Annotated in this window: 17 protein-coding genes; 9 read left to right on the forward strand and 8 right to left on the reverse strand. The window is 58.3% G+C overall.

The genetic code is table 11. From position 1 onward, the window contains the following. Positions 1 to 76: 76 nt before the first annotated feature. Entirely contained in the window at positions 77 to 799 is a 723-nt protein-coding gene (locus J2Z17_RS09725) for a collagen-like triple helix repeat-containing protein (RefSeq protein ID WP_245223999.1), read from the forward strand. 161 nt (positions 800 to 960) lie between these two features. Here the strand turns inward: J2Z17_RS09725 and nusG are convergent, their stop codons facing one another. Together nusG and J2Z17_RS09735 are read right to left on the reverse strand one after the other, a co-directional pair. After that, entirely contained in the window at positions 961 to 1,599 is a 639-nt protein-coding gene (gene nusG / locus J2Z17_RS09730; RefSeq protein ID WP_209944368.1) for a transcription termination/antitermination protein NusG, read from the reverse strand. 4 nt (positions 1,600 to 1,603) lie between these two features. Beyond that, positions 1,604 to 2,770 carry a helix-turn-helix domain-containing protein gene (locus J2Z17_RS09735; protein ID WP_245224000.1) on the reverse strand — a complete coding sequence of 389 codons (1,167 nt, stop codon included), beginning with the start codon at positions 2,768 to 2,770 and terminating at the stop codon, positions 1,604 to 1,606. 104 nt (positions 2,771 to 2,874) lie between these two features. On the opposite strand from J2Z17_RS09735, the gene J2Z17_RS09740 reads away from it, so the two are divergent. Then, positions 2,875 to 3,684: an HNH endonuclease gene (locus tag J2Z17_RS09740; protein WP_209944370.1), complete on the forward strand. Its 810-nt coding sequence runs from the start codon at positions 2,875 to 2,877 to the stop codon at positions 3,682 to 3,684. Positions 3,685 to 3,728: 44 nt separating this feature from the next. On the opposite strand, the gene J2Z17_RS09745 is transcribed toward J2Z17_RS09740, so the two are convergent. Further along, the gene (locus tag J2Z17_RS09745; RefSeq protein WP_209944371.1) at positions 3,729 to 4,019 is read right to left on the reverse strand and encodes a hypothetical protein; all 291 of its coding nucleotides are present in this window, start codon (positions 4,017 to 4,019) and stop codon (positions 3,729 to 3,731) included. A 212-nt stretch (positions 4,020 to 4,231) separates the two neighbouring features. Between J2Z17_RS09745 and J2Z17_RS09750 the strand changes: the two genes are divergently transcribed. Next, positions 4,232 to 5,524 carry a hypothetical protein gene (locus tag J2Z17_RS09750; RefSeq protein WP_209944373.1) on the forward strand — a complete coding sequence of 431 codons (1,293 nt, stop codon included), beginning with the start codon at positions 4,232 to 4,234 and terminating at the stop codon, positions 5,522 to 5,524. Here the strand turns inward: J2Z17_RS09750 and J2Z17_RS09755 are convergent. Then, the gene (locus J2Z17_RS09755) at positions 5,521 to 6,990 is read right to left on the reverse strand and encodes a hypothetical protein (RefSeq protein ID WP_209944375.1); all 1,470 of its coding nucleotides are present in this window, start codon (positions 6,988 to 6,990) and stop codon (positions 5,521 to 5,523) included. The genes J2Z17_RS09750 and J2Z17_RS09755 overlap by 4 nt on opposite strands. A gap of 83 nt (positions 6,991 to 7,073) precedes the next feature. On the opposite strand from J2Z17_RS09755, the gene J2Z17_RS09760 reads away from it, so the two are divergent. Beyond that, positions 7,074 to 8,192 carry a hypothetical protein gene (locus J2Z17_RS09760; RefSeq protein ID WP_209944377.1) on the forward strand — a complete coding sequence of 373 codons (1,119 nt, stop codon included), beginning with the start codon at positions 7,074 to 7,076 and terminating at the stop codon, positions 8,190 to 8,192. Between the two features lie 20 nt (positions 8,193 to 8,212). Here the strand turns inward: J2Z17_RS09760 and J2Z17_RS09765 are convergent, their stop codons facing one another. Next, positions 8,213 to 8,386 carry a hypothetical protein gene (locus J2Z17_RS09765; protein ID WP_209944379.1) on the reverse strand — a complete coding sequence of 58 codons (174 nt, stop codon included), beginning with the start codon at positions 8,384 to 8,386 and terminating at the stop codon, positions 8,213 to 8,215. Positions 8,387 to 8,497: 111 nt separating this feature from the next. Then, positions 8,498 to 8,992: a phage regulatory CII family protein gene (locus J2Z17_RS09770; protein WP_209944381.1), complete on the reverse strand. Its 495-nt coding sequence runs from the start codon at positions 8,990 to 8,992 to the stop codon at positions 8,498 to 8,500. 715 nt (positions 8,993 to 9,707) lie between these two features. Here J2Z17_RS09770 and J2Z17_RS09775 point away from each other — a divergent pair. Further along, positions 9,708 to 10,352, forward strand: a complete 645-nt coding sequence (locus tag J2Z17_RS09775) for a S24 family peptidase (RefSeq protein ID WP_209944382.1) — start codon at positions 9,708 to 9,710, stop codon at positions 10,350 to 10,352. Positions 10,353 to 10,354: 2 nt separating this feature from the next. Here J2Z17_RS09775 and J2Z17_RS09780 read toward each other — a convergent pair whose 3' ends face one another. Beyond that, the gene (locus tag J2Z17_RS09780; protein WP_209944384.1) at positions 10,355 to 10,801 is read right to left on the reverse strand and encodes a hypothetical protein; all 447 of its coding nucleotides are present in this window, start codon (positions 10,799 to 10,801) and stop codon (positions 10,355 to 10,357) included. Positions 10,802 to 11,088: 287 nt separating this feature from the next. Here J2Z17_RS09780 and J2Z17_RS09785 point away from each other — a divergent pair, with 287 nt between their 5' ends. The 3 genes from J2Z17_RS09785 to J2Z17_RS09795 are packed head-to-tail and all read left to right on the forward strand — an operon-like array spanning position 11,089 to position 12,205. Beyond that, positions 11,089 to 11,271: a hypothetical protein gene (locus tag J2Z17_RS09785; RefSeq protein WP_209944386.1), complete on the forward strand. Its 183-nt coding sequence runs from the start codon at positions 11,089 to 11,091 to the stop codon at positions 11,269 to 11,271. Positions 11,272 to 11,330: 59 nt separating this feature from the next. Beyond that, a complete protein-coding gene (locus J2Z17_RS09790; RefSeq protein WP_209944388.1) occupies positions 11,331 to 11,879 on the forward strand; it encodes a hypothetical protein in 549 nt (182 codons plus the stop codon). Beyond that, positions 11,876 to 12,205 (forward strand): hypothetical protein, encoded by a 330-nt coding sequence (locus J2Z17_RS09795; protein WP_209944390.1) that lies wholly within the window; start codon positions 11,876 to 11,878, stop codon positions 12,203 to 12,205. Before J2Z17_RS09790 ends, J2Z17_RS09795 begins: the two co-directional genes overlap by 4 nt. A 236-nt stretch (positions 12,206 to 12,441) precedes the next feature. Here the strand turns inward: J2Z17_RS09795 and J2Z17_RS09800 are convergent, their stop codons facing one another. Next, positions 12,442 to 13,194: a hypothetical protein gene (locus tag J2Z17_RS09800; protein ID WP_209944392.1), complete on the reverse strand. Its 753-nt coding sequence runs from the start codon at positions 13,192 to 13,194 to the stop codon at positions 12,442 to 12,444. A 92-nt stretch (positions 13,195 to 13,286) separates the two neighbouring features. On the opposite strand from J2Z17_RS09800, the gene J2Z17_RS09805 reads away from it, so the two are divergent. Further along, positions 13,287 to 13,535 carry a hypothetical protein gene (locus tag J2Z17_RS09805; protein WP_209944393.1) on the forward strand — a complete coding sequence of 83 codons (249 nt, stop codon included), beginning with the start codon at positions 13,287 to 13,289 and terminating at the stop codon, positions 13,533 to 13,535. Positions 13,536 to 13,697: the final 162 nt, after the last annotated feature.

Raw genomic sequence — 13,697 nt, forward strand, 5'->3', positions numbered from 1 at the left:
GTCAGGTCGCCGCGAGCCAAAACCGCCTCCTAAAAGGCAGCCTTGAATCACGCTTCAGCTGATTTGGGAATCCACTTTGTCAACAGGACCTAGTGACCTGCCTAGTCTGATCACTGTTGCTGGCGCCCTGATCGCGCTCGGCATCTGGGTAGGAAACTTGAAAAATCAGGTCGATAGCTCCCAGGTGGAAGTGGCTCAACTGAAAGGGCAGGTAACACAACTGCAAGAACTCTTGCAGAAGACACAGTCTGCAACTCTCACGGGGCTGCGCGGTCCAGCCGGCCAGAAGGGTGAGAAAGGTGACCCTGGCGAGCCGGGACCAATCGGCCCTCGGGGTCCTCGTGGTGAAGTCGGGGCTCAGGGTGAGCAGGGTACGCCCGGTGCTGTCGGGCGCGCTTCTGTAAGCGAAGCAGCAATTCGCGATATCGTGAACGACGCTTTAGAAGCCAAGCTGCGTGCCTTACCATCCGGTAAAGCCGGGAATTCATCTCAACCCAATGGGACAACAAACATCTTTGACACAAGCGACTGTCTTCAGGTGAACGAGATCCGGTCGCTTGATGTCTTGATCCTTAGAAAAGGATTAGAATTCTGTGAGGCAGACGGCAGACTACTAGCGACAGTCGGAGATGTGGCAGAACGCGGGTACGTTTATATACCGGTAGCTGGCAACGGCTTTGACCAGTGTCACCTCAACCACAAATGCTCATTTCGCTTTATGGGATCCCAACAATATGTTTTCGAGCGTGTCGCTCGAGATGACCAAGGGGTCGTCGCTCTGTTCCGAAAAGCAAAATAGGACATAGCTTGCGCACTGGCCCTGAATCGCTTCTGCCGTATTCGGCTTGCTTCAGGGCTGGGGCTGACCGGTGTACCACCTCGGGATTTCTCCCCGCTTTCTACGGCGTTCTCAGAGGCTCACTAGCAGGATCATCAGCGCGTCCAGTGGCGAAATGACTCTCACAGTTTTTCGAGCATGGCAAGAGGCAGCGTCATAGGCACGGCACCACCAAGGATGTCCACCGTCACCACCACGTCGCCCTTGCCCTTGCCGTTCGGAGTGATGACGATAGCTGTCATCGCCTCGAAAGGCCCGCCCGTCATCGACACCTTGTCGCCAGCCTTCACGACAAGCTCTGACGGCTTCTCCCAATCATAAAGCCCTGCATCAGCCATCGTCTTGAAGCGATTGATTTCAATTGCTCTCACCCGCATTGGCTTCTCCGCTCCGCCGAGCACACCGATGACGTCCTGCACCCCTTTGAAGGCGACGAGCACGCAAGGGTTCGGGTCGCTCTGGACGAGCACATAACCGAAGATCACGGGCTGCATAACGCCCTCTATCTTGCGTCCACGACGCTCCCAGGTCTTTCCCTTCCGCATCGGCACCAATGAGTTTATCCCCAACACGTCGAGCGCCTCCTGCACGAAAGCCTCACGTCCGGTCATCACCCGGAGGGCAAACCACGGCGAATCGTCGCCGATGATTCGGGCCGCCTGTTCGAGCGTCGCAAGCCGCGCTTCGGTTTCCACCTCGTCGAACGTCCTTCTGGAATGGGTTGCAATTGCCTTGCCCGTCATGTTGCCCTGCTGCATCATCGCCTCACACCGCCGCTTCATGGGTTTCGCCCTTCACCAGGGCCTGAAACTCCGCCATCGCCTCTTCCGGCTGTCCGGCCGGGAAGTAGAGCCATTCGTGCCCGGTCGCCGGCAGCCAGGGCCAGCCCATGCGCTCGTGCAGCGCCTTCCAGGCCGCCGCTTCGGCGCTGTCCCGATGCATCTTCTGAAACCCCTCGGAGACCACCAGCAGCGGTCCCGGCACAAAGGCGCCAAACCGGTTCTCGACCTTGGCATCCATGGCCGTCACCTTCGGCCAGCCATAGCGAGCCCTGCGCTCGCGCTTGATCTCGGCCGCCTTGTCGGCATCCCGCATCAGTGTTCGCTGAAACGCCGATGGCGCTGGCCAACCCTCGGAGGTCATCGGCTTGGAAAGCTCGGCTAGCCTCAGCGCCATCCATGCCCGGCTGAATGGGTTGTACATCGCCGCCGGCGCCACGTCGGAGCGCGGATCGTCGAGCAGGGTCCACTTGCGTTCCTTGAGGTAAACGGATGGGTAGACGAAGCTGCCCTTGGCATCTTTCGTCGCCTTGATGAAGGCCGGTGTGCGGGCAATGCAGTCCGCCCGCTCGTCTGCCGTCAGGGCGAACCACTCCTTCAGCGCCGCGTCGCGGCTGGTGCCGGCATAGTCCGGATAACTCGGCCACCACTTGTCGAACTTACGGATCACGCTCCTGGAATTTTCTTCCCCGTTCGCGCTTGCGCTCGCGCCCTCTCTCTCAAGTGATGGTTCTACTGGTGGTTCTATTACGGTTCGGGTGTCATGGTGACACCCGTCTTCGTCGTCAGTGTCACCCGTCTCCGTCATGGTGTCACCCGTCAGAGCACCGGCGACGGGTGACATGACGTCACCCGTGTGCCTGTCCTGGCCCAGCCTTGCGATGGCAGCGAGGTCGAAATCGTAGCGCGTGGCCTGCCCCGGCTTGCCGCTTGCCTCCTGCACCACGACCAGCAATCCCTCGGCAACAAAATCGGCGAGAATCCGCTGCACAGTCCGCTCCGAAAGCTCCGTTTCGCGCGCAAGCCGTGCCACCGTCGGCCAGATCCCTCGCCCCTCGTCGTCGGCAAAATCCGCCAGACGCACAGCCATTATCTTACGGCTGGAAGAACCGAGCGAAGCTTTGAACATTCTAGACATGACCATGATGCTCATAGGAACGACATCCTACCATCCGCCACTTGCATCCGTTTGATTCCGATTGCTAACCTGAGCACGCCTGATCCGCATTGCGACAGGCACAGGAGGACGAACGACGCATGTCTTGGGGATTTGAACGCGGGAAAATTTATAACCGGGTCGCCGATATCAACGCCCGCTTCAGCAGCACACCGCAAGGCGGCATCATCAGACCATCGCGACACAACCTGGTCATAGCGATCACCGGCCCCGGTGGCCATTCCTACGGCTACCAAGATCGAGAGAATGAAGATGGAACATTTGACTATTTCGGCGCCGGTCGCATGGGTGATATGGAGTTGGTCCGGGGCAACAAGGCGATCGTGGAACACAGTGCGGACTCTAGGAGCCTGTTGTTGTTTCAGGAGGTCGGGCGTCGCAAGGGGCTGCGCTTTAAAGGCGAATACGTCCTGGAAAGTTACACCTGGCAGATGGCGCCTGATGAAACCGGTGCTATGCGAAGAGCCGTTGTCTTCAAGCTTCGCCCACTCGAAAACATCGTCGAGACGGTCCTGAATGATGAAGAACCGCTGAAGCTGTCCGACGAAGAACTTTTGGCGCGTGCGCGCGATGCGGGGCAACCCATGGCGCCGGGTACTACGACGATCAGCAACACCTATCTCCGTAGTAAACACGTGCGCGAATGGGTTCTGCGCAGAGCTGCCGGCCACTGCGAGGCAGATGGCGCCCCGGCACCATTCCTGCGGGCAAATGGCGAGCCTTACCTGGAACCGCATCACATTCTGCGCGTCAGCGACGGCGGCCCAGATGACATCCATCACGTCATTGCATTGTGTCCGAACTGTCACCGGCGCGCGCATTCCGGAGCGGACGCCAAAGCGTTCAACGCAAACCTGCTGCAGCAAATGGCCACTATTCAGCCCGACTAGTTGGGAAATAGCAGCGGGAATTGTCGAAGCGCGACGGCGAACGTTCATCTCGCCCTCCCCGCCACACTCTCCGCCAGCCGCAATTGCGCCGCCTCGCACATTTCGTAGGCCGCCTGCGCAAGCCACCCGTGCTCGTCGGCATTGCGGCGCAGCGCCGTCAGCCGTGCTTCGATGAAGTCGATCGCCTCCGGCCAGTCCAGTGCGCGAAACCGCGCCATGATCATTGCCTGATAGGTCATCAGCAGCGCCGGCGAGACCCGCCCGAGCCAGTCCGCACGCTCTGCATCGTCCGCCGCGCCGTCCAGGCTGTCGAAGATCGGCAGCTTCTCGTTCATGCCGCCGCCCTCGCCGCTTTCAAGGCGATACGCGCGATTGAATCTGCAATGGGTCCAGCGGCCCCATGCTGGGCGCGCCTCAACTTCAACCGGCCAAGACCTGAGAAAGCCGCAAGGCATCGATAGACATTTTTAATAACAAATATTAATAATAATTCAATTTGGATATTTTTCCTTAGCCTAAATAATATATTGTTCTCGATGGAGATGATATGCCAAGAAAAAATCGGTTTGCATTCCCGCGCAATCGGCAAAAGTCTAACAAACAAGCTTATTACCATTGCAATATTAGAGTGATAAATAAGCTTATAAAAATAGATAGAAAAATCAGACCTTTTCTGCACAAATTTGAGAGAAGCGCAATTGGTCACCTCACAGGCTATTCTGCTGCAATAATAAGCTTTGGAGCAATTATAGTCGGATATTGGCAATTTACCGATTATTTCATACATCGGCAGCAGCAGGAGGAGGCCCAGCAAGAGGAAAGGTACGACAGGGCTTGGGATAGGTTGCTGGTCAGACAAGGAGGCGATGTCCGCAAGGGCGTGGCTTTGAATAATTTGCTGGAAGCGGGAATCAGCATCAAAGAATTGGATCTCGGTTGCCAGCAGACTGGCGAGTGGGATGACAAAGCCAAAAGATGCGTTCGCCCGGCCATCTTCTCCAACCTGAAACTTTCGCAATTCCTTGTTGACAAAGATTGGTACGATTACACTTATAAGTGGCCTATATTCTCTTCCATACCAGGCGGCAAAGATCTCGTGAATCTCTTCTACTTTCGTGGAAACATTATACTTAAGAGCAACCTCACCTCCCTGGTTCTCGACTACACGCCCCCCGAGATCTCCGAGGTTGAAACCGAAGGGAAAATTAAGTTGGCTGAAAATAAGACTTTCATAGAAGAGAGCGAAGTCAGAAATACATACATAGGAAATGGATACAAAAATATTGAATTCTCCAATAATGACGCTTCCTACTTTATCGCCCCTGTAGATTTTCTCAAAAATGTAAAAAAGAGCAACATTAGCGCGGCGCGTCTTTACTACGGCAGCCAGCGTGAATTGAGCGAAATAATCTCGTCCATCACCCAAGAGGATGAGACAAAAGATGATATTTTTTCTCGCTTGGAAAGTGAAAGGGGAAAAAATTGGGCATGGGCAGACGCGCCACCTATGACTAGTGTGCGGGGGCAATATCAGCGAAAGCTTCCATTGCCTCCATCCATACTTGAGCGAATTGTCCTCGCGGACCCTCGATGCCGTGCGAACGCGCAAGAACTCAATTCGCGTTCGGCAGTTGCCAACTCCACACCTGAGGATGTCAGAGGCATCACGCCGAATCTGATAGTTCCAGAAGGCGCCCCTATTCCACGTGACGCTCCCCAAAACTTGAATCTTATAGAATATTTGGAATACAACGTTGATCCGGAATGCACAATTACTTGGCACGAAGCAGCTATTATTTATCCTGATCTCTATCCACAAGTCCCCGATGCGTCCCATTAACATGCTCGCTCTCCCATTGGCTTAGCTAAAGCGTCGCTAGTGCTTTCTGCATCGAGTAGCGTTGTCGATGGGCGGGTCCGTTCGTAGTCCGCAGCTGTGTGAAACATCCCGCGCTTAATCATCGCGGCCATCAGCGCCTCGGCCACGCTGTTGCGAATGCCGAGCCCCTTGCGCAGTTCGGCGACCGAGAGGCTATCCCGCCCCGAGGCAAAGGCGATGGCGTCGTCGAGATCCTCGCCGACCCGCTCCTCGACCGACTTCCGCGGCGTCTCCCGCGCAAATTCGTCGACGCCGGGCTTGAAACCGATCGGCGCCACATGCCCGCCAGTACCCGGCGCCAGCGGCTCGGCCGCCTCATAGGCTTTCCAGTCCACCCGGATCATCTGCGGATAGCCGTCGCCATAACTGCCTTCGTGGTTTCGCTCCCAGACAAACCAGGCGCAATTCATCTGGCTCGACGCCTTCGGCCCGTCCCATCCGTCCCGGTGCATCATCGGCAGCCGACGGGTAAACACGTAGATCCGCGACGGCGGGCATTCATCCATCACGAAACAGCGGTCGACATCCTCGAACCCGGCGGCAAAATTCCAGTTGAGCAGCAGGGCCATCTTGCCCGGCCGGTGTTCGCGCAGCGCATGCGCCGCATAGGCATTGGCCACGCCGTAAGGCGGATTGGTCACGATATCCCGGCCAACCGACCAGAGCTTGCTCGGGCCGGTGGACAGCAGGAAGTCGCCCACCTGCTGCAGCTCGCCATGCCGCGTGGCAATCCCGCGATCGACGAGATCCGAGATCATCACCGCGTAGCCCGCATCTTCCAGCGGTCGCAGGATCGCGCCCTTGCCCACACTCGGCTCCAGCACGCCGCCGGAGAAGCTTTCCAGTGCCAGCAACGTGCGCATCGCCTCGATCGGCGTCTCGTAGAGATCCTCGCCGCGCTCGTCCTTCGTCGCGGTCTTCGTGCCAATCGCGTGCCCCGCCGCCTTCTTCAGGCTGGCGCGGCTTGGCTCGAGCCCTTCCGAAAGCCGGACGGAAATCACCCGATCGACAAAGCCCGGCTCGGCCCGCTCGGCATTGCGCACCTTGCGCGCCTGGTGCAGGTGTTGCGCATCGAGCCCGACCTCATCGAGCGTGAAAATATTATCGCCGGAAATATTTGATTTGCGCCCCGGCCGGGCCACCTGCCCCCGGGCCTGCGCCTCGTCGACGGCATCCGCCATACGGATCGTCGCATGCGTTTCGATGAACAGCGCATCGGCCTGCATCCGCCGCGCCTTGTCGATCAGCTGGCGAGAGGCCTTCACCTTCTCGGCAGACCCTGCCGCAGCCTTCGCCTGGTCATAGGCGACCCCGGCAATCAGCCGTGCCGCCGCCAGGTCGCCATCGTCGAGCAATGCCCGGGCGCGTTCCAGCGTGACCAGAAGGTCGGCCGTCGGTTCTGCAACAATCTGGGCGACAGCGTTCATGGCGAAGCACGCTGACGCCGAAAGCGTTCCACTTGCGATTGCGCCGGGCAGCGGCGATGACCTATAGGTTCGGAAATGAATGAATGGCTGGGGAACCGATGAACGGGGAAAACAAGGATGACGACCGGGCAGTCTCCGACTACCCGCACAAAAATCCGGACACGTGGCTGATCTGGGCAGTCGTTTTTGCCGTGGTGTTGGGAATCGCGGCTTCTTTCGCTTTCTGGTTTTCGTTCGAAGTCGGCTTCCCGAAAACTCCGGAAAAACGAGTTGAGTCTTTGGCTCCGTTCGGCGTGATCCTCGGCGCCCTCGTTACGTTCTGCACAATCATCTGGCGCGGCCTGATCACTGATCGTCAAGCCACCGAGCAAAAGCGTCAAAATGACGCGAACGATCGAGCCCACTTCGCGCTTCTGCTTGAGAAAGGGTCCTCTCTCATCGAGAATACAGAGGAAACTCAAGGCATCGCCGGCGTGGCTCTGTTGAGCGCTGTGATTGAGGACCCCGCAAGTCGCTTCTCGGTTCAAGCCATGGATGTGCTCGCCTCCCATTTGGCGAACCACCCCCATAGTACGGGTGCTTTGTTCACCAATCTTCTCGCCTCCCTTAAAAGGGCTGTAACCGAGAAAGGCATCTGGAGTACCGTTGGCTTGTCCCTCGACGCGGCAGAAGCCAAGACAGAGAGCGAGAAATATTGGCCAGAGGCCTACGGCTTTAACAGCTACCGGTATACTGGCGGAGGCTTTAGGGGCTGCTCCCATTTGGAGAATTTTCTCGAAGGCCTCAACATACCTCCGCTTGCGGCTTGCTTCGTGACAAAAGCAGCGTTCTGCAACTGCGAAGTAAAAAAGGTCATCCGCTATTGTAGCGCATGTTCTTTCGAAACTTGCGATTTTACCGGGAGCACATTCGGTCTCGTGAATCTCATCAGAAATAGTTTCAAGAACTGCGACCTGTCCGATGCCACGATTGAAACGCACCCGGAGGAGGTCGCGAGCGTCGTCAGACTGATAGAACGCGGCCAATGGACCTATTGGCAAAATCGCCCGCCGCGATTGGTAATTTCGCCCTTTCCCGGCACCCCCACGCTCTTGGCAGATGAATATCAGCAGCAATTGCTCGCTTCTGCCACTCCCCTCGATCCAGAAGACCCCGGAGCACACTTGCGATACCAGCTGCCAAGGCTTGCGAAGGAAAGCTAGCACCACTTCATTTCCCTCCATCACCGCCGCTCCATCTCGTTCAGCACGCCGCAGACTTCCGCCTCACTCAGCGCAAAGCGCGCTGCAATCGTGGTCGTGGAGCAGCCTTCGCTGTGAAACGCCTCAAGGATCGCCTCGGCGAGTTGCCGCTTGATGATCAGCTGGCGGGCGGTGTTCGGGTCGCGGCGGGTCATCGTTTCTCGCTGATCTGGATCACGTTGGCGGAAAGGCGGCGGTTCGCCGCGATGTCGATCCACCCGAGACGCGGCGGATCACCGAGGCTCCGATTGATCCTGTCCATCGCCTCAGCCCTCCCCGCCGACGATCGACAGCGCCGCCTTCTCGCCGCCCCGTGCCTTGATGGCGGCCAGTGAGGCGCGCATGTCGGAGGCGCAGCGCTCCAGTGTCGAGAGAATGCGGTCGGCCGCCTGCGCTTCGGCAATGGTGACGACGCCGTCGGCAATCGCCATGGCAATCGAATTGGCCAGCTCCGCCGACTGGCGCATCAGCTCGGCATGCGAGGTGAGCACCGAAACTTCGCTGGCCCGCTCGGCCTCCGGGTCGGTCAGGCGGCGCCCGTTCTTCTCCGCCATCACGGCGGTCACCAGCGATTGCCCGCAATCGCCTTCCAGCACCACGATGGCGCCAACCGGCATCACGGCGCCGTCATTCGGGTTGTTCCAGCGGCCCACCTCGCTCTTCGAAAAGCCGGTCAGATCACCGCAGCGGATGATGCCGCCGCAGCGCTCGATCAGGTCGCGTTGCGCTGCCTTGAGGCGAAAGAGAAATGCATCGGACATGTCGGTCTCCAGACAAAAGAAATCACGTTCCCGCGCCGGGAAGTCCGGCGGGATATTCCCGTGGCGGGAAGGGTCGGAATGTCAGAAAGTCAGGCCATCAGATCGCGGAAGTCCGCGATCGGGATCACGGAGGCCCGCATGCCCATTTCCAGAGAAAAGACCGCCGGAGCAGTCCGCCACGCAAGATCCACGATCTGGCGCGCTCCGGCGGCAGTTGGCGCGCGGCAGGCAAGGAGGCACCACGCGCGGGAGAACTCTGGAAATGACCCTTGCCGCCCCTGCCCCCAACGAGGAGAAGGAAAGGGACGGCAAGGCTTTTCCCGCCACGGGAGTGCGGCCCGTGGGTCGGCGGGAAGGGAATGGAAAGCGAGCCGCTCATTCGGCAGCCTCCGGGATCGGACGAGGCACTTGGGCAGGCCAATTGGCGCCCTCAGGCCAGTTATTGGAAAGCCACATTATTGCCAGCTCCAACCGGCGCGCTCCGACATCCGCTCCATTTCGGATTTGATTGATCCGCTTGCCATCATTGAAAATCCGAGACGAAACCGTCGACGCTGAAACCGAGGCAGCATCGCAGTAAGCTTCGACAAGCAAGAGAAATGATGAAATGAGCGTCATACACCCGTTATCCGGTACATGTACCGACTTGTCAACGGTCCATGTACCTATCGCAACAGGTTCGCCGCGACGGTATATTTACCGAATGACAGAGAATATGACACAAACCGTTTTGGAACAGATCCTTAGCCGCGTTCAACGACGCCTGGAGGCGCTGGGGATAACCGAACACGCAGCCGAGGTAAAAGCGCAGGCCAAGGTAGGTACAATCAGAAATTGGCGCCGTGGCGCGATGCCGCGAATTGAGACACTCAAGGTTGTCGCGCCAGCTCTGGCTACAACTCCAGAATGGCTTGCTTATGGTGTCGGCCCCGAAGACACTGAAGCTCAAACCCCGACGAGGCCAGCCATTGCGGTGCCACGTATCTCATGGGTTAGCGCCGGCGCATTCGCGATCAATGATTCAGTTCTGCCCACGGACGAATTCGACACGGTCTATGCGGCCGACCTGCCCGACGGCGAATGGTATGCTTTCGATATCCCGGAGGGATATGATTCTATGGATCGAATATCTCCTCCGGGTTCAGTAATTATCGTAAACAGAAAGAGCAAAAGGCTAATTCCCAACGCCTGTTACGTCATCACAGATACAGACGGCGCAGCAACATATAAGCGATACAGGCAGAGCCCCGCTAGATTTGAACCGGTCTCGACAAACCCTGCTCACGAACCACTTTTCCCAGACAAAGGCAATCTTCCCGGCATCTTCGGCCGCGTCTATCGATCTTACATCAACATGTAAGATCAATGGCTATCCGGCGCCTCAAAGAGGACGTCTCCCTCGTCGTTTCGGCGCTGTCGCTGATAGCGCTTGAAGTCCGACTTTGGCCCCACAACTTGTATCGTAACGTCGACAAAGCCTTCGTCGTCCACAAAGGTCCGAACCAGCCGGGCACGGACGATACGCTTTGCATTTGCCCCATCTAGCGCAGCGACCACCTCCTTCGGGACATATCCGATCAATTTTCGGTGCGTGAGCCACCATCCCTTCCACACTCCGATAACCTCGATCGCACCAGCATATTCACGCCCGTCAGGTACGATCCTGAGTTCAACTTCAGGCTCCTTTGCCTTTACGAAGTTAGCCACGTCAGCCTTCCTGTGCTGGCTTCCGCGCACCGTCATCGCCGGTTCGTAAATGCACTCCCCGACCGCAAGCGGAAACCGCTTAAGATGATTTGCTTTCTTCAAGATCGTTGCACCCCCCAGTCCTCAGAGACGGAATTTTGCTCCCCCATCACTTCATTGAAAACACAAATGATTCGGTATTCGAACTTATTTCCAGCGGACGCAATTTAGGTATATGTACCGAATTATTATTGACTAGGTACATAAACCGAATTATGTTTTGACCCGTCCCGCCGTCTTTCCCTCCCTCGGCGGACACCGCGAAAGCGGCCGGCACGGGTCTACCCCTTCCTCCTCCAGGAACCCCTGCCGGCCGCCGCGCCACCCGGGAGGTTTTGAGAGGACGCACCATGACCCCCAACCAGAGACAAACCGCCCGCTTGATCGCCAACCGCGCCCTTGAGCGTGGCCAGGGCTTTACCCGCGAGGAAGCCCGCCGCGAGCTTGGCCTCAGCGACGACCAGCTGACCGACACCGTCGTCGAGGCCGCCGGCCGTCTCTACGCCGCCGGCATCGAGCCCCGGGTCGCCTGATCCGCTCCGGTTGCCGCCTTCCAGGAGGCGGTTTCCCGAACGGATGAAAGGACGCCGACATGACCGCGCAGATCCGCATACCCATTTTCACAGGCCGCGCCCCGCGCAAACCCGTTGAGATCCGGCCCATGACGCCGGCAATGACGCCGCTGCAGACGCTGGCCGACAGCCAGGCGGCTATCAACCGCGGCCTGACCTACGCCCTCGGCGGCGTGCTCGCTTTCACCGTGCCCTATCTCGTCGCCGACGGATGGGCGCGCGCCGCGATGGCGCAGGAGACAGGCGACGTTGCCTGGCTAAGGGCGCAGATACCGGCCACGCCCTGGCTGCTGACCAACACGGGCCTCGTCACCGCCATCGTGTTCGCCGCCTGCGGTCTCGCCTTCGGCGCATGGGCACTCGCCATGCTGATGCGCACCCGCCGCAGCAAGAGCGCCGCCGAGCTGCGCGCCGCGATCGCCTATTCGCTGACGCTGTCCAGCCAGCACGCCCAAACCTTCCTGCGCGCCGTCACCAGCGGCAACGATCAGGCGCTGACGCTGTGCTGGCCGAAATGGCCCGACTTCCGCAACCGCTTCGTCGCGGCCGAACTGGACGACGCGGCATGAGCAAGGAAAATTCCGTACCGGCCATCACGTTATGGCTCCCCGAGCCCGATATCGTTACCCATCAGGCGCTCGGCAAGGCAGCCGAGGAAGCGAGCGAGCTTTCAAAGATCGCCGCCCGTTGCATGATCCAGGGTCTCGATGCCTCCGACCCCAAGTCCGGCATCGCCAACCGGCAAGCACTCGCCGACGAGCTGGCGGACATGGAGGCTGTAATCGGATGGATCACCGACCTCCTGAAGATCGACATCGAGACACACAACGCCCGTGCCGACCGCAAATATACTGGCTTTGCCGAATGGCAGAAGATGCTGGAGGCGCACCCATGACTGCCGCCTGCCTCAGCATCACTTTCCCGCAGAACGAATACGAGGAGCTCAAAACCGGTGGATTTATCGGCGCACTGGCGGATTGCGTTGCTGACCTCAAATCTCAATCTAGCGAAGGGCCGACATGCCTGCATAATGCCCGACTGACGCTGAGATCCCACTACGCTACCCCATACAGATCCTGCCGCAATAATCTAACTAACCGTATTTCGGGCCAACCTGCGACAGCTCGTATTCTAAACCCGCTTAAGGAACTTAATACGCCTGGGCCGTTGTCGTTTTGGTTTTGTATAAGGGCCTGGCCCACCTCGTTTGGGTTGCGGATCGACCAGCGTAGGCGCCTCCGCGCGCAACACGACGGAACGCTGCACATCGCCAGCCAATGTTCCTGTGACTTCCAGCATCACCGGAAGTTCCGAGGCTGGGCTGAACGTCATGTCAGGATCCTGCATCGCGTAGCGCCAAAAGAATTTTGCATCTGGCCGACGACTGCGATTTTCCCATCCCTCCAAAGGCACCCATCCCTCGATACGTCCATCCACTTGGATCTCATAATGTTTGTCGGGTTTCAGTTCTTCATCGGTCACTTTGTCCGTTCTGAGTCGAGGCTCGAGGTCGATCTGCGGACCGTTCGTCCACCGGATTTGATTTATGAGGAAAGCTCTTCTGTTCCAGTTTACAATCCGGAAGCGGTAAACCGCGTGATCATTATTGGTCAATATCTCTACGGATGGCAGTTCATCTCCCACAATAAATGCCGTTTGCCGCTTCATTTCTCGAAGTTGCAGAAATACTGGCACCAGCGTCAGAAGCGCGGTCGTGACTGCGGCCCAACCGCCAAGCGCAGACAACCATTCTCGCAGACAGTGCTCGTCAGGGCTGCTTGCGCAAAACGGCTCTCGCCCGAAGAGCAACCTCGCAAATGCGATTGCGAGCCCCACTGCGATCGGCAACCAAAGCCATCTATCCCACAATTTCCGAAAGTCCATTCTGCCCCACCTGAACTCAGAGTTACGCACGTTAGGATTGCTCAACCAATAGTCAAGCTTGCGGCCACCGCGCTAGCGCTCGAGTGTTAGCTATGCAGATCGGAATGGTCACCGGCCACACCCGCATTCTCGGAGAATCCCAAGGCTATCTCGGCCTGCCGATCCGCGACGAGCTGATCACCGGCACGGTCGGCGGCGAAGGCACGCCTGCCATGGTCACCGCCTGGATACCCACACCGGACGAGATCGCCCGCATCGCTGCCGACGCTCCGATCCATCTGCGAATCCTTGGCACGGGCCACCCGCCCGTCATGCTCGATGTTGGCGAGGTGCCGGAATGACCGGGCTATTGCCATATATCTACCGCTGGGACCGTCAGGGCCGAAAGGGTGAGCCGTGCGAACTGCTGGTGCGCGGTCGGACAATGAATTCATGCCTGGTCAGATTTGCCGATGGCTACACGATGGTCACGAGCCGAAACGCCATCATGAAGAACAAGCAGG

Origin of the sequence: Heterorhizobium halophytocola (genome assembly GCF_017873095.1) — a bacterium.
Lineage (GTDB): Bacteria > Pseudomonadota > Alphaproteobacteria > Rhizobiales > Rhizobiaceae > Allorhizobium > Allorhizobium halophytocola.

Coding starts and splice junctions, on each gene's coding strand:
- J2Z17_RS09805 (WP_209944393.1), top strand. CDS start 13,287: ATGCAGATCGGAATGGTCACCGGCCACACCCGCATTCTCGGAGAATCC.
- J2Z17_RS09800 (WP_209944392.1), bottom strand. CDS start 13,194: ATGGACTTTCGGAAATTGTGGGATAGATGGCTTTGGTTGCCGATCGCA.
- J2Z17_RS09790 (WP_209944388.1), top strand. CDS start 11,331: ATGACCGCGCAGATCCGCATACCCATTTTCACAGGCCGCGCCCCGCGC.
- J2Z17_RS09740 (WP_209944370.1), top strand. CDS start 2,875: ATGTCTTGGGGATTTGAACGCGGGAAAATTTATAACCGGGTCGCCGAT.
- J2Z17_RS09760 (WP_209944377.1), top strand. CDS start 7,074: ATGGCTGGGGAACCGATGAACGGGGAAAACAAGGATGACGACCGGGCA.
- J2Z17_RS09795 (WP_209944390.1), top strand. CDS start 11,876: ATGAGCAAGGAAAATTCCGTACCGGCCATCACGTTATGGCTCCCCGAG.
- J2Z17_RS09770 (WP_209944381.1), bottom strand. CDS start 8,992: ATGTCCGATGCATTTCTCTTTCGCCTCAAGGCAGCGCAACGCGACCTG.
- J2Z17_RS09750 (WP_209944373.1), top strand. CDS start 4,232: ATGCCAAGAAAAAATCGGTTTGCATTCCCGCGCAATCGGCAAAAGTCT.
- nusG (WP_209944368.1), bottom strand. CDS start 1,599: ATGATGCAGCAGGGCAACATGACGGGCAAGGCAATTGCAACCCATTCC.
- J2Z17_RS09775 (WP_209944382.1), top strand. CDS start 9,708: ATGACACAAACCGTTTTGGAACAGATCCTTAGCCGCGTTCAACGACGC.
- J2Z17_RS09755 (WP_209944375.1), bottom strand. CDS start 6,990: ATGAACGCTGTCGCCCAGATTGTTGCAGAACCGACGGCCGACCTTCTG.
- J2Z17_RS09745 (WP_209944371.1), bottom strand. CDS start 4,019: ATGAACGAGAAGCTGCCGATCTTCGACAGCCTGGACGGCGCGGCGGAC.
- J2Z17_RS09735 (WP_245224000.1), bottom strand. CDS start 2,770: ATGAGCATCATGGTCATGTCTAGAATGTTCAAAGCTTCGCTCGGTTCT.
- J2Z17_RS09765 (WP_209944379.1), bottom strand. CDS start 8,386: ATGACCCGCCGCGACCCGAACACCGCCCGCCAGCTGATCATCAAGCGG.
- J2Z17_RS09785 (WP_209944386.1), top strand. CDS start 11,089: ATGACCCCCAACCAGAGACAAACCGCCCGCTTGATCGCCAACCGCGCC.